This is a genomic window from Nonomuraea sp. NPDC050328 (assembly GCF_044459405.1).
Classification (GTDB): Bacteria; Actinomycetota; Actinomycetes; order Streptosporangiales; family Streptosporangiaceae; genus Nonomuraea.
The window spans coordinates 201,969-220,811 of the sequence record NZ_JBITIW010000014.1 but is presented as its reverse complement, the minus strand read 5'-3'; the positions used below and the strand labels follow the sequence as shown (position 1 = coordinate 220,811).

At 74.8% G+C, this 18,843-nt stretch carries 16 protein-coding genes; 3 read left to right on the top strand and 13 right to left on the bottom strand.

Translation table 11 applies throughout. The features are described 5' to 3' along the window. Nucleotides 1-17 precede the first annotated feature (17 nt). The 10 genes from menC to ACIBG7_RS38710 all read right to left on the bottom strand — a co-directional run bounded on the left by menC (nucleotide 18) and on the right by ACIBG7_RS38710 (nucleotide 12,764). Nucleotides 18-1,130 carry an o-succinylbenzoate synthase gene (gene menC, locus ACIBG7_RS38755; protein ID WP_397339488.1) on the bottom strand — a complete coding sequence of 371 codons (1,113 nt, stop codon included), beginning with the start codon at nucleotides 1,128-1,130 and terminating at the stop codon, nucleotides 18-20. After that, the gene (locus ACIBG7_RS38750; protein ID WP_397339487.1) at nucleotides 1,127-1,912 is read right to left on the bottom strand and encodes a GNAT family N-acetyltransferase; all 786 of its coding nucleotides are present in this window, start codon (nucleotides 1,910-1,912) and stop codon (nucleotides 1,127-1,129) included. The genes menC and ACIBG7_RS38750 overlap by 4 nt, the downstream gene beginning before the upstream one ends. Before the next feature lie 52 nt (nucleotides 1,913-1,964). After that, nucleotides 1,965-3,545 carry a helix-turn-helix domain-containing protein gene (locus ACIBG7_RS38745; protein ID WP_357925549.1) on the bottom strand — a complete coding sequence of 527 codons (1,581 nt, stop codon included), beginning with the start codon at nucleotides 3,543-3,545 and terminating at the stop codon, nucleotides 1,965-1,967. Then, entirely contained in the window at nucleotides 3,542-5,092 is a 1,551-nt protein-coding gene (locus ACIBG7_RS38740; protein WP_397339486.1) for an amidohydrolase family protein, read from the bottom strand. Before ACIBG7_RS38740 ends, ACIBG7_RS38745 begins: the two co-directional genes overlap by 4 nt. Continuing rightward, nucleotides 5,080-6,885 (bottom strand): oligopeptide/dipeptide ABC transporter ATP-binding protein, encoded by a 1,806-nt coding sequence (locus tag ACIBG7_RS38735; protein ID WP_397339485.1) that lies wholly within the window; start codon nucleotides 6,883-6,885, stop codon nucleotides 5,080-5,082. Before ACIBG7_RS38735 ends, ACIBG7_RS38740 begins: the two co-directional genes overlap by 13 nt. Further along, entirely contained in the window at nucleotides 6,882-7,685 is an 804-nt protein-coding gene (locus ACIBG7_RS38730; protein WP_357925542.1) for an ABC transporter permease, read from the bottom strand. Before ACIBG7_RS38730 ends, ACIBG7_RS38735 begins: the two co-directional genes overlap by 4 nt. Further along, a complete protein-coding gene (locus ACIBG7_RS38725) occupies nucleotides 7,682-8,620 on the bottom strand; it encodes an ABC transporter permease (protein ID WP_357925540.1) in 939 nt (312 codons plus the stop codon). The genes ACIBG7_RS38730 and ACIBG7_RS38725 overlap by 4 nt, the downstream gene beginning before the upstream one ends. Before the next feature lie 3 nt (nucleotides 8,621-8,623). Continuing rightward, nucleotides 8,624-10,195 carry an ABC transporter substrate-binding protein gene (locus ACIBG7_RS38720; RefSeq protein WP_357925538.1) on the bottom strand — a complete coding sequence of 524 codons (1,572 nt, stop codon included), beginning with the start codon at nucleotides 10,193-10,195 and terminating at the stop codon, nucleotides 8,624-8,626. 44 nt (nucleotides 10,196-10,239) lie between these two features. Further along, complete coding sequence (locus ACIBG7_RS38715; RefSeq protein WP_357925536.1) at nucleotides 10,240-11,826, bottom strand: serine hydrolase domain-containing protein; 1,587 nt, start codon at nucleotides 11,824-11,826, stop codon at nucleotides 10,240-10,242. Between the two features lie 107 nt (nucleotides 11,827-11,933). Continuing rightward, a complete protein-coding gene (locus tag ACIBG7_RS38710; protein ID WP_397339484.1) occupies nucleotides 11,934-12,764 on the bottom strand; it encodes a glutamate ABC transporter substrate-binding protein in 831 nt (276 codons plus the stop codon). A gap of 169 nt (nucleotides 12,765-12,933) precedes the next feature. On the opposite strand from ACIBG7_RS38710, the gene ACIBG7_RS38705 reads away from it, so the two are divergent. The 3 genes from ACIBG7_RS38705 to ACIBG7_RS38695 all read left to right on the top strand — a co-directional run bounded on the left by ACIBG7_RS38705 (nucleotide 12,934) and on the right by ACIBG7_RS38695 (nucleotide 16,337). Beyond that, entirely contained in the window at nucleotides 12,934-13,275 is a 342-nt protein-coding gene (locus ACIBG7_RS38705; RefSeq protein WP_397339483.1) for a VOC family protein, read from the top strand. Nucleotides 13,276-13,438: 163 nt separating this feature from the next. After that, nucleotides 13,439-13,828, top strand: coding sequence for a hypothetical protein (locus tag ACIBG7_RS38700; protein WP_397339482.1), 390 nt, complete (start codon nucleotides 13,439-13,441; stop codon nucleotides 13,826-13,828). Nucleotides 13,829-13,916: 88 nt separating this feature from the next. Further along, nucleotides 13,917-16,337: a PEP/pyruvate-binding domain-containing protein gene (locus ACIBG7_RS38695; RefSeq protein ID WP_397339481.1), complete on the top strand. Its 2,421-nt coding sequence runs from the start codon at nucleotides 13,917-13,919 to the stop codon at nucleotides 16,335-16,337. A 91-nt stretch (nucleotides 16,338-16,428) separates the two neighbouring features. Here ACIBG7_RS38695 and ACIBG7_RS38690 read toward each other — a convergent pair whose 3' ends face one another. From ACIBG7_RS38690 to ACIBG7_RS38680, 3 genes are all read right to left on the bottom strand, one after another. Continuing rightward, on the bottom strand, nucleotides 16,429-17,505 hold the full coding sequence (locus ACIBG7_RS38690) for an alpha/beta hydrolase family esterase (RefSeq protein ID WP_397339480.1): 1,077 nt from the start codon (nucleotides 17,503-17,505) through the stop codon (nucleotides 16,429-16,431). Between the two features lie 301 nt (nucleotides 17,506-17,806). Next, nucleotides 17,807-18,157 (bottom strand): luciferase family protein, encoded by a 351-nt coding sequence (locus ACIBG7_RS38685; RefSeq protein ID WP_397339479.1) that lies wholly within the window; start codon nucleotides 18,155-18,157, stop codon nucleotides 17,807-17,809. A 78-nt stretch (nucleotides 18,158-18,235) separates the two neighbouring features. Then, nucleotides 18,236-18,763, bottom strand: coding sequence for an EF-hand domain-containing protein (locus ACIBG7_RS38680; protein WP_357925519.1), 528 nt, complete (start codon nucleotides 18,761-18,763; stop codon nucleotides 18,236-18,238). Nucleotides 18,764-18,843: the final 80 nt, after the last annotated feature.

Genomic DNA, 18,843 nt, shown 5'->3' with positions numbered 1-18,843 from the left:
CGGCCTGACCGGCCTGGTCAGCCGAGGGGTACCAGGTCGGTGGTGACGAGGGCGGCGGCCAGGCCGGCCGCGTCGGGCGCGATGCCGATCCCCGGTCCGGACGGCACGCGCAGCCGCCCGCCCTCCAGGACGAACGGGTCGGTGATGTCCCGGTGGAAGTACCGCGCGCTCGCCGAGATGTCGCCCGGCAGCGTGAACCCCGGCAGCGCCGCCAGCGCGAGGTTGGCCGCCCGGCCGAGGCCGGTCTCCAGCATGCCGCCGCACCACACCGGCACCCCGGCCGCCTGGCACAGGTCGTGGATGCGCCGGGCCTCCAGGTAACCGCCCACCCGGCCGGGCTTGACGTTGACGATCGAGCACGCGCCCTGCCGCAGCGCGGTGACCGCGTCGCGGGCGGAGGTGATCGACTCGTCCAGGCAGACGGGCGTGTCGATCCGCGCCGCCAGCCGGGCGTGCGTCTCCAGGTCGTCGGGCGCGAAGGGCTGCTCGATCAGGGTGAGGCCGAAGGCGTCCAGCTTGCGCAGGTGCGCCAGGTCCACGGGGCTGTAGGCGGTGTTCGCGTCCACCTGCAGCGCCACGGCGGAGCCGAAGGTCTCGCGCACGGCGGCGACCGGTTCGAGGTCCCAGCCCGGCTCGATCTTGAGCTTGATCCGCGCGTAGCCCGCGCCGAGGTAGCCGTCGACGGCGGTGATCAGCTCGTCGAGGCTGTCCATGATGCCCACCGACACCCCGACCGGCACGCTCTCGCGCACCGCGCCCAGGTGTTCGGCCAGCGAGATCCCGGCCCGGCGCAGCTCGGCGTCGAGCAGGGCCATCTCGACCGCGGCCTTGGCCATCCGGTGGCCGCGCACCGGCTTCATCAGCTCGGCGGCGCGGGCGGCGCTCAGCCTGGGGTCGGCGGTCAGGACCGGCAGCAGGAAGCGGCGGATGACCTCGCGGGCGCCGGAGAGGTACTCCGAGGCGTACGACGGGTCCTCCTCGGCCACGCACTCGCCCCAGCCGGTCACCCCGTCGTCGGTGCGCAGCTCGACCAGCAGGGCGACGCGGTGCTCCTGGACGCCGACCGAGGTGCGGAAGGGCGAGACCAGCGGGAGCGCCACCTCGTGCAGCGCGACTTGTTTGATCTTCACGCGGAGCCGTCCTTCCTGGACAGGAGATACCAGCCGGAGCGGTCGAAGCCGGTGATGCGGTAGCCGTCGGCCAGGGCGCCGCCGAGCGCCTCGCGCAGGGCCAGGCGCCAGGCCCGGGCGGCGTCGAAGTCGCGGCGGCGCAACGCCTCGGCGTCCTCCGGTACGGCGCAGCGCAGCAGCGGGCCGGTGGCGGCGTGCCGTACGGGCTGCTCGCCGGGACCGGAGACCAGCACCGGCTCGGCGAGCTCGAGCCCGGGGTCTGTCGCCGGTGGCGGGGTGGCGCAGCCGGGGACGGGCCAGGTGACGAACAGCCGGTCGGTGAGGTCGCCGCCGTTGATCTCGTCGTTGATCGGCCCGTAGAAGTCGGGAAGGTACTCCTGGGCGTGCGCGCCCAGCCGGTGCAGGTTGAAGTAGGCGTTGCGCCGGATCAGCGGGTCGAAGGTCCACGAGATGCACGCCAGGCCGGTCTCGGCCGCCCACTGCCGCTGGTGCTGCTTGAGCGCCAGGCCGATGCCGCGGCCCTGCTGCCCCGGCAGCACGCCGGCGACGTGGGAGTGCAGTGACCCGCCGGCGGTGACGAAGCCGACCGCGACTCCCACCAGCGTCTCCCCGCTCAACGCGCCGGCCACGTAGCCTCCGGTGTGCGCCAGCGCGCGCATCGTGTCCAGGGGCATCGGCGCGTCGCCGGACTCGCTGCCCCAGACCGTGCGCAGCAGCGCGTCGGCCTGTCTCAGCTCAGAAATCGTCCCCAGCAACCTGATCTGGGGGCTGCGCTCCATCATGCGTAGAGTCTTTCGGCGGGGGCCGCGCAGGCCGTTGGCCGCGCGACCCAAGTTAGTCGGCCGACATTGTGCTGATCTCCTGCAGCCGGAGCTGCAGGGCCAGCGCCAGGCGCAGGTCGGGGTCGTCGAGGTCGAGCACCTCGGCCAGCCGGCGCAGCCGGTGGCGCAAGGTGTTGGGGTGCAGCACGAGCGCCTCGGCCGCGCGCGGGATGTCGTAGCCGGCGGCGATCCAGCAGCGCAGCGTCCGGACGTAGTCGGTGCCGTGCCTGGCGTCGTGTTCCAGGACGAGCGAGAGCGGCTCGGCCTCCAGCGAGGGCCGGAAGCGCATGGCGCGGAAGGCGTCGAGCAGGAAGAGCGAGGCGGCCAGGCGTTCGTGCCGGCCGATCGCGCCGCCGCCGAACGGGCCGCAGACCACGTCGAGGGCCTGGCGGGCCTGTTCCAGGGCGGCGGGCACGTCGGACAGGTCGGCCTGGGGCCGGCTGAACCCGGCCCGCCACTCGCCGCCGAGCTGGTCGCGGGCGCGGGCCAGCACGGTGGCGATGATCGGCTCCAGCACGGGCGCGTCGGCGGTGGCGCCGACCACCACGACCGCCTGCGCGTCGCGCGCCCCGGCGGCGGCGCGCAGCCGGTAGGCGCCGAGGCCGGTCCTGAGCAGGTCGCCGACGTAGGCGGCGGCCGACTCGGCGGAGACGCCCGGCGGGTGGTCGCCGGCGCGGCCGACCACGATGACGGTCGCGGGGGCGTCGGAGACCAGGCCGAGCGAGTCGGCCAGTTCCTTGGCCGAGCCGACGCCGCCCAGCAGGCGGGTGAGGCGTTCGGCGCGCAGCCGCCGGTCGTGGTCGGCGGCCAGGTTGGCCCGCGCCAGGTGCGGGGCGGCCAGCCGGGCGCCCTCGACGAGCACCTCGGCGGCGTCCGGGGCCAGCGGCTGGTCGCCGAGGAGCACCCAGATGCTGCCCAGGGCCTCGCCGCGGTCGCGTACCGCGATGGCCAGGCGGGGCCGGTACTCACGGGGCTCGTAGCTCCAGACCGCGACCTCGGAGCGCATGACCAGGGCGTACTCCTCGACGTGCGCGGGGTGGTCGGGCACGCGGCGGCCGAGGATGCCGTCGCGGCGCATGTCGTCCACCTCCTGGCCGGGGATGGTGGAGTAGGCCAGGACCCGCATCGACAGGTCCTCGATCGCCACCGCGCCGCCCGCGCGCACGGCCAGGTCGTTGGCCAGGGCGAACAGGTCGGCCGGGTAGCGCCCGTCCGGTTCGGTGGCCGGTCCGGTGATCGCGTGCAGGGTGTTGATCAGGGTGTAGAGGCGGCCCCAGCCGGCTTCGGCCGGGCACTGCAGCACGCCGACTCCCACGCGCTCCGCGGCGGCGGCCAGCGTCTCGGGGTCGCCCGCGCCGGCGCGCAGCACCACCGCGGCGATCCGGTGCCCGGCCGCCCAGTCCAGGAGTTCGGCGGTGGGCCGGCCGGGGACCAGCAGCACCGCGTCGGCCAGCCCGGTCCCGCTCTCGTCGGGGTCGTGGATGCGGGCCGCGCCGATCGCCACCTCGCGCCCGCGCGGCAGGGCCAGGGGGCGCAGCAGGTCGGCGCCCAGGCTGTCCAGGAGCACGCCCAGCGTGATGCCGCCGGGGTTCATCGCCGGCCCGGCCTGATGACGCGGCCTCGCCGCAGCCCGCCGAACTCGCCGCCGGTGAGCACGGGCTCGCCCTCCAGCAGGACGTGCACCACGCCGGTGGGACGCACCGACGGGTTGTCGTAGCCGCCGGCGTGGCCGATCGTGTTCGGGTCGAAGGCGACCAGGTCGGCGGTGGCGCCGGGGCCGAGCCAGCCGCGGTCGGTGAGGCCGAACTGGGTGGCGGTGGCGGAGGTGACCTTGCGGATCGCCTCGGCCAGCCCGGTCACCTTCCGCTCGCGCACGTAGCGGCCGAGGAAGCGGGGGAAGGTGCCGAAGGTGCGCGGATGGTTGGGCCCGTACGGCTCGCCGCTGTCGGAGCCGATGGCGATGAGCGGATCGGCCATGATCGCCAGGACGTCGTCCTCGTGCATGGTGTGGCAGACCGCGTACGCGTGCGGGTCGGCGATCAGCAGGTCGCACAGGGCGTCCCACGGCTCGCGCCCGTCCAGGACCTGGGCCAGCCGCAGCCCGGCCACCGCCGGGTCGGTGTGCTCCAGGATCTGCACGTCCTCGGGGTGCACCTCGCGCCACAGGCCGACCGAGGTGCCGTTGGCCGGGTCCTCGGCGGTGGCGCGCAGCGCGGCGCGGGTGGCGGGTTCGGCCAGCCGCGCGCGCATCGCCTCGACGCCGCCCTCGCACGCCTCGGGCGGCAGCATGGCCGCCAGCCCGGTGCAGAACGCCTGGTAGGGGTAGAGGTCGCCGCGCACGTCCACGCCCTGCCGCCGGGCCGCGGCCAGCTTGCCCAGGATCAGGGCGGAGCCGCCGTGCACGGCCCGGCCGGAGGCCTTGCAGTGCGAGACCTGGAGCCGGATCCCGGCGGCGCGGGCCACGTCGATCGCCTCGTCCAGCGCGCCGGCCAGGCCCTCGCTCTCGCTGCGGCTGTGCGTGGCGTAGACGCCGCCGTGCCGGCGGGCCACCCGGGCCAGCGCGATGAGTTCCGCGCGTCCGGCGTAGGCGCCGGGCACGTACTCCAGCCCGCTGGACAGGCCGACGGCTCCGGCCTCGAAGGCCTCCTCGGCCAGCGCGCACATGCGTTCCAGCGCGCCCGGCGGCAGCTCGCGCGCCATGCCGGCCGCGGCCAGCCGCAGGGTGTTGTGCCCGACCAGGGCGGCCAGGTGGTTGCTCGGCCCGGCGGCCTCGGCGGCGTCGAGGTAGTCGCCGAAGGTGGCGAAGGTCCGGGCGCCGATGCTGATCGGGGCGAGCCCGGCGGTGGCCGGGTCGGTCGGGGCCATGGTGAAGCCGCAGTTGCCGACGATCTCGGTGGTCACCCCCTGGTACAGCTTGAACGGCTGCGCCTCCGGCAGGAACGGCACGGCGTCGGAGTGGCTGTGCGGGTCGAGGAAGCCGGGGGCGACCACCAGGCCGTCGGCGTCGAGGGTGCGCCGGGCCGGTCCGAGGCCGGTGCCGACGGCGGTGACCCGGCCGCCGGAGACGGCGACGTCGGCGGTGACCGGCGGGTTGCCGAAGCCGTCGTGGACCTGACCGCCGGTCAGGATCAGCTCGTGCATGCGTCTCTCCCGGTGAGGGCCGGGGCCGGGGGCACGGAGGCCACCAGCCGTCGGGTGTAGTCGTGGTCCGGCGAGTCGAGGACCGCGGCGGTGGGGCCGCTCTCGACCACCCGGCCGTGCAGCAGCACCACGATGCGGTCGGTGATCTGGCGGACCACGGCCAGGTCGTGCGTGACGAACAGCAGGGCCGTGCCGAGCTCGGCGCTGACCGTGCGCAGCAGTTCCAGGATGTGGGCCTGCACCGAGACGTCCAGCGAGGCGGTCGGCTCGTCGCAGATGAGCAGCTCGGGGCGGACGGCCAGCGCGCGGGCGATGGCCACGCGCTGCTTCTCGCCGCCGCTCAGCCGGTGCGGGCGCAGCGTGGCGTAGGCGGCGGGCAGGCCGACCAGCTCCAGCAGCTCGCCGGGCGACCGTCGCTCGCCCGGCGCGGCCCGGCCGGCGGCCTCGGCGAGGGTGGCGCCGACCGGCATCGCGGGGTTGAGCGAGGTGGAGGGGTCCTGGAAGACGCACTGCACGACGCGGTGGCGCGGGGTGCCGGGCGGCTGGAAGGTGATCCGGCCGCCGCTGGGCTCGGTCAGGCCGAGCAGGCAGCGGGCCAGGGTGGTCTTGCCGGAGCCCGACTCCCCCACCAGGCCGAGCCGCTCGCCGGGTTCGATCCGCAGGTCGACGCCGGCCAGGGCGACTGCTGTGCCGTACTGCTTGCGCAGCCCTTCGACCAGCAGCAGCGGCTGGGCGGAGGGTTCGCGCGCGGCGGCGGCCGGGCCCTCGGGGGCGGAGGCGACCGGGCGGGGGACGACCTCGTGCAGGCAGGCGGTGAGCCGGCCCGCGCCGGCCGGACGCAGCGGCGGGCGCGCGGTGAGGCAGTCGTCGCGGCGCTGCGCGCAGCGCTCGGCGAAGGCGCACTGCCCGGCCACGTCCGCGGCCCTGGGGACCGACCCCGGGATGCCTTCCAGGCGTACGGCGGTGCGTTCCACCGCGGGCAGGGCGTTGATCAGGCCCAGGGTGTAGGGGTGGCTCGGCCCGGTGGCCAGCGCCTTGGCGGAGCCGGTCTCCAGCACCCGCCCGGCGTACATGACCTGGACGCGGTCGCACAGCTCGAAGGCGACGCGCAGGTCGTGGGTGATCAGCAGCACCGCCATGCCGCGCGCGGCCTGGATACGGGCCAGGAGCTGCATGATCTCGTGCTGGATGGTGGCGTCGAGGGCCGTGGTGGGCTCGTCGGCGATGAGCAGTTCGGGGTCGCCGGCCAGGGCGGCGGCGATGGCGACGCGCTGGCGCATGCCGCCGGAGAGCTGGAAGGGGTAGCGGCGGGCCACGTCCGGGTCGGTGATGCCGACCTCGGCCAGCCGCTGGGTGACCTCGCCGCGGGCGGGCCTGGGCAGCGTCTCGGCCAGGTGCGCCCCGGCGGTGAGCAGGGGGTTGAGCATGGCGAAGGGGTCCTGCATGAGCAGGCCGATGCGGCGGCCGCGGATCTTGCGCAGCACCCGTTCGGGGGCTCCGGCCAGCTCAACAGGCGGACCAGGCCGTCCGGCGGGTGCGGCCAGCCGGATGGAGCCGGTGGCGGTGAGGCCGGGCGGGAGCAGGCCGGCGACCGCGCGGGCGGTGAGCGACTTGCCGCTGCCCGACTCCCCGACCAGGCCCACGGTCTCCCCCGCGCCCACGGTCAGGTCGACGCCGTCCACGATCGGCCGCCCGCCCAGCCCGACCCCGAGGCCGCGCACGCTGAGCAGCACGCCGGGAGGCAGCTCGTCGGACGGGTCGGCGGGCAGGCCCGCGGGCAGGTCGGCGGTCATGCGCTGAGCCTCTCGAAGACGCGGTCACCGAGGATCGTGGCGGCGACCGCGGTGATGGTGATCAGCAGGGTGGGCGCCACCGCGGCCCACGGGTTGAGGTCGAGGATGGTGCGGTTCTCCGCGATCATCAGCCCCCAGTCGGGGGTGCCCGCGGGCAGGCCGATGCCCAGGAAGGAGAGCCCGGACAGGGCGATGAGCGCGAAGACGAAGCTGAGCAGGAGGTTGGCGGTCACCGTCGGCCCGAGGTTGGGCAGCAGGTGCCTGAACATGATCCGCCGCCCGCTCAGGCCCAGCGTGCGGGCGGCGTCGACGTAGGCGAGCTCGCGCTGGCTGAGCGCCAGGCTGCGGATCACCCGGATGTCGGCCGGCGCGCCCAGCACGATGAGCGCCAGCACCGCCGTGGCGTAGGAGCCGCCCGCGACGCCGACGACCACGATGAGGATGAGCAGCCCCGGCAGGGCGAACATCAGGTCGGTCAGCCGCATCAGGACCGCGTCCAGCCAGCCGCGCCGGTAGCCGGCCAGCAGGCCGAGGGTGGTGCCGAGCAGCGTGGTGCCGAGGGCGATCAGCACCGGGCCGATCAGCGCGGTGCGGGTGCCGGCCAGCAGCCGCGACAGCACGTCGCGGCCGAGGTTGTCGGTGCCGAGCAGGTGCTGGGCGGAGGGCCCGACCGCGCCGAGGTCGACGTCGTGCGCGCCCGGGTCGTAGGGCGCGAGCCACGGCCCGGCCAGCGTGATGAGCGCGAGCAGGGCCAGGACCGCCACGCTGGGCCCCCAGCCCTTCCGCAGGACGGCCCTCATGCCGCCGCCCCGTGCCGGACCCGGGGGTCGATCACCATGTAGAGCAGGTCCACCAGCAGGTTCACCGCGATCACCACGGCGCCGCCGAGCAGGACGAGGGCCTGGACCAAGGGGATGTCCTTCTGGTTGACGGCCTGGACGAGCAGGCTGCCCAGGCCGGGGAGGCTGAAGGCCTGCTCCACGAAGACCGCGCCGGTCAGGTTGGCCGCGGCCAGCAGCCCGGCGACGGTCATCACCGGCAGGGCGGCGTTGCGCAGCGAGTAGCTGCCCCAGACGCGCAGCCTGGACAGGCCGCGCGCCCTGGCGAAGGTCACGTAGTCCTGGCCGCCCACGTCCAGCGCCGCGGCCCTGGTCTGCCGGACCACCACGGCCGCCTGCCCGAGCGCCAGCGCGATGGCCGGCAGGACGTAGTTGGCGACCTGGTCGGAGCCGTAGATCGGCAGCCACCGCAGGGCGACGCCGAAGGTGTAGAGCAGGATCAGGGCGATGCCGAAGGGCGGGAAGGCCAGCGACACCAGCGTGCCGAAGGTGACACCTCGGTCGATCGCGCTGCCGCGGCGCAGTCCGGCGGCCAGCCCGGCGGGGATGCCGACCGCCAGGGTCAGCACGATGGCGAACCCGGCCAGCGTGGTGGTGACCGGCAACCGCTCGCCGATCACCGACAGCACCGGCTGGCGGAAGTAGACGGAGTTACCGAAGTCGCCGCCCAGCGCGCCGCTCAGCCAGTACCAGTAGCGCACCGGGAACGGCTCGTCCAGGTGGTACTGCAGGCGGATGGCGGCCCGGGTCTCCGGGGTGGAGGCCCGTTCGCCGAGCAGGGCCTGCTCGGGCCCGCCCGGGGCGAGGGCGAGCAGGCCGTAGGTGAGCACGGACAACACCAGGAGCAGGACGACGACCGCGCCCAGCCGCCGGGTGGCCACCCTCGCGAAGACCATCCGCTACCTCACCTTGATGGCGCCGATGGCGTTGACCGTCCACGGACCAATGGAGTGGACAAACTTCTCATTTAGTGCAACACCATACTGCGCGTAGTAAAGCGGAATATAGGGCTGCTCTTCGGCGGCCAGGGTGATGATCTCCGTCACCGCGTCCTGCCGCGCCTTGCCGGTCAGCCCCAGCATCGTGTTGATCTTGGCTTCCATCTCGGGCGTGGTGTACTGCGCGAAGTTGAAGCCCTGCGGCTGGGCCGCGACCTCGCCGAGCAGGTCGGGCAGCACCTCGCCCGGGTCGGGCGTGCCGTAGGACAGCTCGGACAGGCCCATCGTGAGGTCCTGGTGGCGCATCCGCTGGGCCCGCGCGGCGTCCGGCGGCAGCGGCTTGAGATCCACCTTGATGCCGATCTTGCCGAGGTCGGCGGCGACGGCCTGCAGCGCGTCCACGCGCTTGTCGTCGCTGGCGTAGGGGACGGTGAGGGTGAAACCGTCGGGGTAGGCCGACTTGGCCAGCTCGGCCTTGGCGGCGGCCAGGTCGTAGGGGTAGTCCGGCAGGCCGGCGACCACCTGCTCGTACTGCTCGCCGTACAGGGCCTTGAGCTGCGGCTGCGGCAGGATGGTGCGCGCGGGGGCGGCCTTGCCGCCGACGGCGAGCTGCTGGACCGCGGTGCGGTTGACGGCGTGCGCGATGGCCCGCCGGACGTGCACGTCGCGCAGGTACTTGTCCTTGACGTTGAGGGACAGGAAGGCGATGGCGTTGCCCGGGTAGAAGCGGACGTCGACCCCCTTCATGCCCTCCCACTTGCGCGCCTCCTGCGGCGGGATGAGCGTGGTGCCGTCCACCGACCCGGACGAGACCGCCAGCCGCATGGCCTCCGGCTCGCCGATGGCGGTGACCTTGACCCGGTCGAGCGTGGCCTTCGGACCCCAGTACTGGTCGTTGCGCTCCAGGGTGACGCCGTCGACGGTGAACGCGGTCACCTTGTACGGGCCGGTGCCCAGCGTCGGGACCTCGGGGGTGCCCAGCGTCTGCGGGTTGGCCTCGGCCAGCTTCTTCGGCACGATCTGCCAGATCAGCGCGGCGTTGGCGAGGAAGGTCGGGTTAGGCGACTTCAGCTCGACGGTCACCTGGTCGGGCGCGGTGACCTCGACCTTCTTCACGGTGATGACCGTGCTGGCGGCCTGGGAGGCGAGCTCGGGGTCGAGGTGGCGTTCCAGGGAGTAGGCGACGTCCTCGGCGGTGACCGGGGTGCCGTCGGAGAAGCGCACGCCGGGACGCAGCTTGAAGACGTAGGTGCCGGGCTTCGGCTCGGTGAACGACTCGGCCAGCGACGGCTTGATGGAGCCGTCCTCGCCGAGGGTGACCGGCGTGTCCAGGATCGCGAACTGCACCAGCGTCGAGGGGGTGTTGAAGCCGTGGGCGATGTCGAGCACCGTCGGCGGGGAGGGGGTGACCAGGGTGAGCGAGGCGGCACTGCCGCCTGAGCCGCTCTTGGCGCCTCCGTTGGTGGCGCAGCCGGTCAGGAGCAGAGCGCCGGCCAGCGCGCCGGCGGTCAGCTTGCGGAGCTTGGGTGGCATGGGACATCGCCTCGTATCGGGGGTGGACTCGGCTGGGGTGTGGGTCAGGTGGATCCGGGCGTGTCGCGGGTCAGGCCCGGTGGGAGGCCGAGCGGGCGGGTGCCGTCGGGCTGCCGGGTGAAGCGGAGCCGGTAGGCGCCGGGCGCGCTGATCAGCAGGTCGTCGCCGTCGGGGCGCAGGTGCAGCAGTCCCGCGGTGAAGCCGCCGCCGGGCGCGGGCTCGATCGGCTCGGCCAGGCTGAGCCCGACCTCGGCGGTGCCGCGTTCGGTGATCGTGGCCAGCACCCCGGTCTCGTGGCTGAGGTAGACGGCCGGCGGCAGCGTGGATCCCTCGGCCGGGGCCGCGCCAGGGAGGTGGGCGCGCCCCCGGCCGGGGAAGTCGGTCCGCCCGGCCACCAGGGCGCCGTCCCGAGGCTCCAGCCAGAGCCCGGCCGCCTCGTCCAGCCCGTGCCAGGCGCCGTCGGCGGCGCGGACGTAGGTGCCCGCGACCTCCTCGCCGCTCAGCGTGAGCCGGCCGCCGTCGGCCTCGGCACGGAAGCTGTCGCCGCTCAGGGGCTCGATCCAGTAGCCGCTCAGCGCCTCGGCCTCCGCCGGGTCGGCGTGCTCCTCGACGGGCGGGTCTTCCAGGGGCAGCCCGGCGGCCAGCCGCAGCGCCCGCGCGCCGGCCCGGCCGGGGTCGATCGAGGTGTTGTTGGTCAGCACCGCGACGCCGAGGCCCTCCTCGGGCAGCACGAGCAGTTGCGAGCGGTAACCGGGCGCGCCGCCGGCGTGCCCGATCGCCGGCCGGCCGGCGATCGTCGAGTGCGACAGGCCCAGCGCGTACGGCCGGGGCAAGCCGTCCTCCCCGGTGCCCGACCGCACCAGCAGGGCGTCCCGCACGTCCGTGCCGAGCACCCGCCCGTCGTGCAGGAACCCGAACCACGGCCCGAGGTCGGCGACGCAGGTCGCGATCATGCCGTCGCCGACCGCGCACTCCTCCGTCTCCGCCCGCCGTACCCGCCCGTCCGCCGAGACTTGATAGCCGTAGGCGAAGCGCGGCAGGGGCTCGGTGCTGTCGTCGCGGAAGTGCGTGGCGGTCATGCCGAGCGGGCCGAAGATCCGCTCGTCGGTAAACTCGCGCAGCGTCCGGCCGGTGATCCGCTCGATGATCGAGGTCACCAGGATGTAGCCGGTGTTGGAGTAGCTGAAGGCGGTGCCGGGCGCGAAGTTGACCTCGCGCAGCCCGGCCACCAGCGCCAGGGCCTGGCCCTGGGTGATCCGGGTCAGCGGCCGGCCGGTCAGCTCGGCCAGGGCCAGCCATTCGCGCAGCCCGCCGGTGTGGCGCAGGCACTGGTCCACCGTCACCGGCACGTCCAGCCTCAGCTCCGGCAGGTGCTCGCGGATGTCGTCGCCGAGCGAAAGCCGGCCGTCGCGGCACAGCAGCAGCGCCGCGGCCGCGGTGAACTGCTTGCTCATCGACGCGATGTCGAACCGGGTCCGCTCGTCGACCGGCACCCCGAACTCCACGCTCGCCAGGCCGGCCGCGGCGTGGCAGAGCAGATCCCCGCCGGCGTAGACGCCCACCGCGAGGCCGGGTCCGCCCGGCCGTACCAACGCCTCGACCAGCTCGGTCAACCTGCCTGCGACTTCCATGCCGGACATGGTGGCAGGGGCGCGAGCCAGGGAGTTTGTCCGTAGACGCAAAGTGTGCGGGTGCCGGATTGGCCTGCGCGACCATGGCCGCCGCCGCGGGAGGGCCTTTACTCGCAGCCCTCGAACTGGGGCACGAGCCTGGTCAGATCGAGGCCGCTCGCGCCGAACCGGCGCTGCAGCATCGTCTTGACCGCGCCGCTCTGGTACATCGCGGTCAGCGCCCGGTTGATCTCCTCGCAGCCGGCCACGTCGCCGAGCGGCAGGGCCACGCCGTACCGCTCCTCGGTGAAGGGGGCGTTCAGGATGGTGAAGGCGTCCCGGTCACGGGCCGCGTAACCGGCCAGGATCAGGTCGCCGGTCGAGACCGCCTCCACCTCGCCCCGGCGCAGCAGTTCCACGCACTCGCCGTAGGTCTTCGCCGGGACCAGCACCGCGGCGATCCCGCGCGCCTCGACGATGCGCGCGGTCGAGATCGAGCCCGAGGCCTGGCACAGCCGCCGCCCGGCCAGGTCGCGCACGTCCCTGATGGCCGTGATGCCCCGCCGGACGAGGATGTCCTGCCTGGCCACGTAGTACGGCCCGGCGAAGGTGACCTGCTCCTTGCGCGGCGGGCTGATGGAGTAGGTCGCGATGACCAGGTCGGCGCTCCCGTCGCGCAGCTTGTCCTCCCGGCCTTCCGAGGTCGTCGCCACGAAGGAGACCCGCTTGCCGAGGTAGTCGGCGATGTAGCGGGCGACGTCCACCTCGAAGCCCTCGAAGCCGCCGGACCCGGTCTTCAGGCCCAGTCCCGGCTGGTCCGCCTTGACCGCCACGACCAGCTCGTCCCGGTCGAGGATCGAGCCCGTCGCCGCGTCACACCCCACCGGCGCCGCCCCCAGCGCCGCCGCCACCATGCCCCGGAGCGCCAGGCTCCCGCTCGTCCGTCCCCGCCGCCTCACTTCTCCGACCGTAGGCAGCCGCCGTGAACCCCCGGTGAACGCCGCCCGGCCATCGGGTCAGCGGTCGGGGGCGTCAGGGGGTGCGGCGCTCCTCTTCCTCCTCGCGCAGAGCATGGGCCAGGCGGGGGGCCGGTCGAAACGACTCCGGCGGAGGGGCGATCATGGGGTGATGAGCATCCGACGTGTCGTCCCCGACCTGCCGGCCGGCGATCCGGCCGCCGCCGCCCGGTTCTACACCGAACTCCTGGGCTTCGAGCTGGTCATGGACCAGGGCTGGGTGGTGACGGTGGCCTCGCCGGCCAACCCGACCGCGCAGGTCACGCTGGTACGGCCCGAGGGCCTGCAGCCCGAGCTCTCCATCGAGGTCGAGGACGTCGACGCCGTGCACGCGGCGGCCCAGGCGCGCGGGGAGGAGATCGTGTACCCGCTCACCGACGAGCCGTGGGGCGTGCGCCGCTTCTTCGTGCGCGACCCGGCCGGGCACGTGGTGAACGTGGTCTCGCACCGCTGACCGGCCGGACCGGCGCCGTCCCGCCCAACAGGGCCCAGGAGGGGTACAACGCCGGAAAGCCGCCCCGGGCCAGGCTAGGCTCTGACCTGACGAGACGTCGGCGCGAAGGGATCCGATCACCATCAGCGACTCCCCTCCCCCGCCCCGTCCGGCGCGACGCTGCGTGGTCGAGTCGGCCATCGTGGTGAACAGCCGCGACCGCAGCCTGGCCGACGTCGCCCACTGGACCTGCCCGCACGGCGAGCACGCCGGTAACGGGTGCGTGGCCTGCTACCACGCCTCGGCCTCCCCCGACCCGGCGCTGCCGGCGTGGGAGGTGGCGGCGTGGTTCACCACCGAGCGCTCGGTCCCGATCCGGGCGCTGCAGGACGTGCACCGGCACGACCGCAACTACGTGCTCACCCAGCCGTCCACGCCGCTGGTCTACCTGCTGAGCGCCAACGTGCGGGCCGCCTCGGCGACCGAGGCGGTGGCGGGCGTGGTGGGCTTCCTGGTCCAGAACGAGCACATCGACGACGCGTTCACGGTGACCGAGATCCGCGCCGTCCACTAGCGCCTCTCCCCCGCCCCGCCACCCCGGCGCGTTTCGAGCCGGGCTCGCGGGGTTACCAATGGCTACATCCTCCCGGGAAGGGGATGTGATGCGCGTTCTGCCGCTGTCCGAGGTCCGGGCCACCATGATCGAGCTGGTGGGCGGCAAGGCCGCCGGGCTCGGCGAGCTGATCGCGGCGGGCGAGCGGGTGCCGGACGGCTTCTGCCTGACCGTCGAGGCCTGGCGGGCCGGGGATGTGCCCGAGCCCGAACTGCTCGACGCCTACCGGCGGCTGGGCGGCGGGCGGGTGGCGGTGCGGTCGAGCGCTACCACCGAGGACCTGCCGGAGGCCAGCTTCGCCGGGCAGCAGGAGACCTTCCTCGACGTCGAGGGCGAGCAGGCGCTGGTGGCGGCGGTAGAGCGGTGCTGGGCGTCGCTGGACAGCGAGCGGGCGCGCGCCTACCGGGCCAACGCGGGGATCACCGGCGCGGAGATGGCGGTGGTGGTGCAGCGCATGGTCGATCCCGTGGTGGCGGGGGTGATGTTCACCGCCAACCCGATCACCGGCTGCCGCACCGAGACGGTCGTGGACGCCGCGCCGGGCCTCGGGACGGCGATCGTCGAGGGCACGGTCGTGCCCGACCACTACGTGCTGGGGGCGGGGGCGCCTGCCGTACCGGCGGGGTGCCTGACGGGCGGGCAGCTCGAACGGCTGCGCGCGGCCGGGTGGCGGCTGCAGGCCCGCTTCGGGACGCCGCAGGACGTGGAGTGGGCCTTCGACGCGGACGGCACGTTGTGGCTGCTGCAGTCACGGCCGGTCACCACGCTCTTCCCCGCGCCGCCCGGCACCGGCGACACCCGGCTCTACCTGGAGTTCGGCCACCTGCAGGGCATGCTCAGGCCGGCCACGCCGATGGGGGTGGCGATCCTCAAGCTGGGCGCGGGCCTGTGGCTGGCGGCGGCGGGGGCGAAGGTCGACCGGCGCGACCCGATGCCGCGCCTGGTGCCCATCGGCGGGCGGCTCTACCTGGACCTCACCGACTTCCTGCGCAGCCGGGTCACGCGCGCGGGCCTGGGGGCCTCGCTGGAGACGTACGGCCCGCGGGTGCAGCGCGCGGTCGAGCGCATGCTGGACGATCCCCGCTTCGCGCCCAGGGCCGGGCTGCCCTTCCGGCTCGGCACCGCGATCCGGATGACGGTACGGCTGGGCCCGGCCGGGCTGGTGGGTGTGGCGCGCTGCCTCCTCCGGCCGGACGACGCCCGCGCCCGGGCCTACCGGGCGGTGCACCGCATCCGGAACCGCGTCAGGCCCCCGGCCGGGCTCACCGGCTCCGCCGAGCGGCTGCGCTGGATCGTCGAGGACTCCCACCGGCCGCTGACCAGCATGACCCTGCAGGGCCTGATGTGGCCGCTGGCCACCGGCCTGCTCGTCGGGCTCGCCCCCGCCGCGCTGCTCGACGGGATCGCCTCGGACGAGGAACTCGGCGAGGTGCTGGGCGGCATGCCGTACAACGTGACCACGGACATGGACCTGGCGCTGTGGCGGGTGTCGGTCGCCGCGCGCGCCCACCGGGAGCTGTTCCTGGAGACGCCGCCCGAGGAGCTGTCGGCCCGCTTCCTGGCCGGGGACCTGCCCGAGATCGGGCTGACCGGCTTCCTGGCCAGGTACGGCATGCGGGCCGCGGCCGAGATCGACGTCGGGATGCCGAGATGGGCCGAGGACCCCGCGCCGTTGTTCGCGGCCATCGCCAACTACCTGCGGGTGACCGATCCCGAGCAGGGCCCCGACCGCCGCTTCGCCCGCGCGGCGGCGAAGGCCGACCGCATGATCACCACGCTGACCCGCCGGGCGGGGCCGGTGCGGGGGCGGGTCGCGGGGTTCCTGATGCGCCGCTCGCGCAAGCTCACCGGGCTGCGGGAGATCGGCAAGTTCGCCTGGTTGCCGATGTTGCGGGCGGCCCGCGAGCAACTGCTGGCGATCGGCGCCGACCTCGCCGCGCGTGGCCTGCTGGAACGGGCGGACGACGTCATGTTCGTCGACCTGGCCGAGCTCGGCCGGATCGTGCACGACGGGGCCGACCTGCGGGCGGTGATCGCCGAACGGCGGGCGGAGTACCGCCGGGAGCTGCGCAGGCACTCGGTGCCGGGTGCGCTGCTGTCCGACGGGACCGACCTGGAGACCGTCGTCGAGCCGCTCCCGGCGGTCGACGGCGTGCTCACCGGGATGGCCGGCGCGGCCGGGCGGGCCACCGGGCGGGCGCGGGTCATCCGTGACCCGGCGGGGGCGCGGATCGAGCCAGGCGAGATCCTGGTCGCGCCCACGACCGACCCGGGGTGGACGCCGCTGTTCCTCACCGCGGCGGCGCTGGTCACCGAGACCGGCTCGCCGGTGGCGCACGGGCCCACGGTGGCGCGGGAGTACGGCATCCCGGCGGTCATCTGCGTGCGGGACGCCACCCGGGAGATCAGGACGGGGCAGCTCATCACGGTGGACGGCGCGGCGGGCACCGTCACCTTGGACGAGAGCTGAAGCCGGCCGGGACAGGGCCTGGAGCGCCGGCCGGGGCAGAGCCGGGGGTGAGCCGGGACGAGGCCGGGGGTCAGGCGGGACGAGGCCGGGGTCAGCCGGTCATGCGGAAGAAGGCGATCGCCCGGCGCCCGGCGTCGAGCTCGCGGCTGCTGACCCCGTTGGCGGACAGCCTCGGGGAGCCCGCCCAGCCCGGCCAGGCGTGGCCGCCGCCGCGCACCAGGAGGAGCTCCACCGGTGCCCGGCCGCCCTCCCAGCGGGTGCGGCGCAGGGTGGTGCCGTCGTGCGGGTCCCTGTCGGGCAGGTCGCGCCCGGTATTGGCGCGTGCCCCGGCGGGTTTGGCGAAGGCCTCGGCGGTGGCCGTCACCCCGATGCTGGCCGTACGGCCCGGCCCTGGTGAGGGCAGCGCGGTGAGCGGGCGGTGCGGGTCACGGTCGCCGTGGATGAGCAGCACGGGCACCGGGCCGCGCGGGGTGATGTCCGGCGGGAGCTGGGCGGCGACCGCCACCACGCCCCGGACGAGCTCGGGGTGGTCGGCGGCGAAGCGCAGGGCCATCCCGCCACCGTTGGAGAACCCTGCCAGGTAGACCCGCGCCGGGTCGGCCCCCTCTCGGCGGACCAGGTGGTCGATGAGGTCGCGCAGGAAGCGCACATCGCGCGCCAGGCCCGGGCCGTCGTCCCAGTGCCGGTCGAGGCCCTGGGGGTAGGCCACCAGCATGTCGCGGGCGAAACGGCCCAGCCGGGTGCCCTTGCGCATGCCCCGCGCGTCCCCGCCCCGCCCGTGCAGGGCGATGACCAACGGGACGCGAGCACCCTCGGCGGCAGTCGCTGAGGACGGGGTCGCGGGCGCGGTCGGGGTCGGGGGCGGGGACGCGGTTCCAGGTCCGGTTCCGGTTTCGGGCGCGGTCGTGGCGGCGGGCGCGGTTGCGATTCCGGGCGCGGTCGTGGGGCGTTGCAGGAGGTAGGTGCGCTGGACCCCGCCGGACTGCAGTGTCCCCCGGTTGGGCCCGGTCTTCAGCCTGCCGTGCTCCGGCCCGGGCGTCACCTCGGCGGCCCCGGGCGGCGCGGGGTTGACGGAGGGGATGACCACGCCCGTCTCCGGCGACCCGGCCGAGCACCCCGCCAGCAGGAACACCCCGGCCAGCCCGGCCGCGACGTGGTGACGTGCCATCGGCTCCCCCGTGCGATCGACTGCGCACCGACCCTACCCGCGCCCACGGCTCCCCGGTGACACCCCCTCAGGCCGGCCGCAGCCCCGGGTGCGCCCGACGGCACGCACGCCGGTACGGCCCGCACACCGTGCCCCCGTTGGCCGGGGGACGGGCAGGAGGAAGGGGTCCTCCGAGCGGGCGCCGACCCGGTGGCGGGCCAGGCATGGGAGCAGGCCCCGGGCGGGCGGCGGACCGGGGCCCAGTGCGGGCGCAGGCTCGGTGGGAGGGTCGGGCGCAGGCCCGGGAGGATGGGCGGGCGGGTCAGGGGTGGGCGTGGGCTTGGATGGCGACGCTGGTCAGGGCCAGCAGGAGCTCCATGCCCGGTTCGGTGTCGACCTGGACGGCGACCCAGGCGCGGTCCGGGCAGGCGTGCACCTGGCCCGACTCCCACAGTTGCGGTTCGAGCCGCCGGATGACCGGGGCGGTCAGCCGGAGGCGCATCTCGTTGAGGCCGCTGGTCCGGAGGATGCTGGTCCCCTGGACTGCGACGGCGACCCCGTCGGGGGTCTCGCGGACCGCCACGGCGGACCAATGGCGGAGTTCGCGGAGCGCCCGGGCCACGTACGCCCCCTGCCGGGGGGTGGACCGGTGCCTGACGGGAAACCCTGTCACCCCTCCATGCTCCACCGCCGCCCACCGTGCGGTCACCAGCCGTTCCTCAACCGTTACCAGGCAACCGGGGGCTCCCGGTCACTCCTGCGGGCGCGGCGGCCCGAAGACGTGCGAGCCGGGGGCGTCCGGGTCGTCGCCGGCCCAGAACTCGCTCCAGTGCCGGGCGAACTCGCGGCGCGACAGGGTGCCGTCGCCGTCGAGGTCGAGGCGGGCGAAGGCGGCGGTGGTGTCGGTGGGCCGGCCGTTCCAGGCCTCGATCATCCGCTGGTACTCCGCCGGGCAGATCCGGCCGTCGCGGTCCTCGTCCACGGCGTCGAACATGGCCTCGGCGGTGCCGATGACCTCGTCGGGAAGCTGGCCGAGCAGGTCGACGACGGTCAGGACGTCCTCCATGGCGACCGACTCCGGGTCGCGCGAGCGGGCGGCGAGGAGCCGCCACCAGCCGCGCATGATCGCGGTCAGCCGTTCCTCGTCGCCGGCCACCCGCGTCTGCGCCCAGCGCCGCGCGAGCGCGTCGAAGTCGCTCTCGCGCAGCAGCCCGTCGCCGTCGGCGTCCATCGCGCCGAAGACCAGTCGCACCTTGTCCCGCTGGAATGTGGTTGCCATGGCCCCGATCGTCCCCGCGGTCACGGGAGGCGACTCCTGCCCCGGGAGCCACCTTCGGCCACCGCAGGGTGAGACAACCG

Bases quoted from the DNA above. Each gene is read 5' to 3' on its own strand.
- ACIBG7_RS38750 (WP_397339487.1), bottom strand. From the start codon at position 1,912: ATGATGGAGCGCAGCCCCCAGATCAGGTTGCTGGGGACGATTTCTGAG.
- ACIBG7_RS38745 (WP_357925549.1), bottom strand. From the start codon at position 3,545: ATGAACCCCGGCGGCATCACGCTGGGCGTGCTCCTGGACAGCCTGGGC.
- ACIBG7_RS38740 (WP_397339486.1), bottom strand. From the start codon at position 5,092: ATGCACGAGCTGATCCTGACCGGCGGTCAGGTCCACGACGGCTTCGGC.
- ACIBG7_RS38735 (WP_397339485.1), bottom strand. From the start codon at position 6,885: ATGACCGCCGACCTGCCCGCGGGCCTGCCCGCCGACCCGTCCGACGAG.
- ACIBG7_RS38730 (WP_357925542.1), bottom strand. From the start codon at position 7,685: ATGAGGGCCGTCCTGCGGAAGGGCTGGGGGCCCAGCGTGGCGGTCCTG.
- ACIBG7_RS38725 (WP_357925540.1), bottom strand. From the start codon at position 8,620: ATGGTCTTCGCGAGGGTGGCCACCCGGCGGCTGGGCGCGGTCGTCGTC.
- ACIBG7_RS38720 (WP_357925538.1), bottom strand. From the start codon at position 10,195: ATGCCACCCAAGCTCCGCAAGCTGACCGCCGGCGCGCTGGCCGGCGCT.
- ACIBG7_RS38715 (WP_357925536.1), bottom strand. From the start codon at position 11,826: ATGGAAGTCGCAGGCAGGTTGACCGAGCTGGTCGAGGCGTTGGTACGG.
- ACIBG7_RS38705 (WP_397339483.1), top strand. From the start codon at position 12,934: ATGAGCATCCGACGTGTCGTCCCCGACCTGCCGGCCGGCGATCCGGCC.
- ACIBG7_RS38695 (WP_397339481.1), top strand. From the start codon at position 13,917: ATGCGCGTTCTGCCGCTGTCCGAGGTCCGGGCCACCATGATCGAGCTG.
- ACIBG7_RS38690 (WP_397339480.1), bottom strand. From the start codon at position 17,505: ATGGCACGTCACCACGTCGCGGCCGGGCTGGCCGGGGTGTTCCTGCTG.
- ACIBG7_RS38680 (WP_357925519.1), bottom strand. From the start codon at position 18,763: ATGGCAACCACATTCCAGCGGGACAAGGTGCGACTGGTCTTCGGCGCG.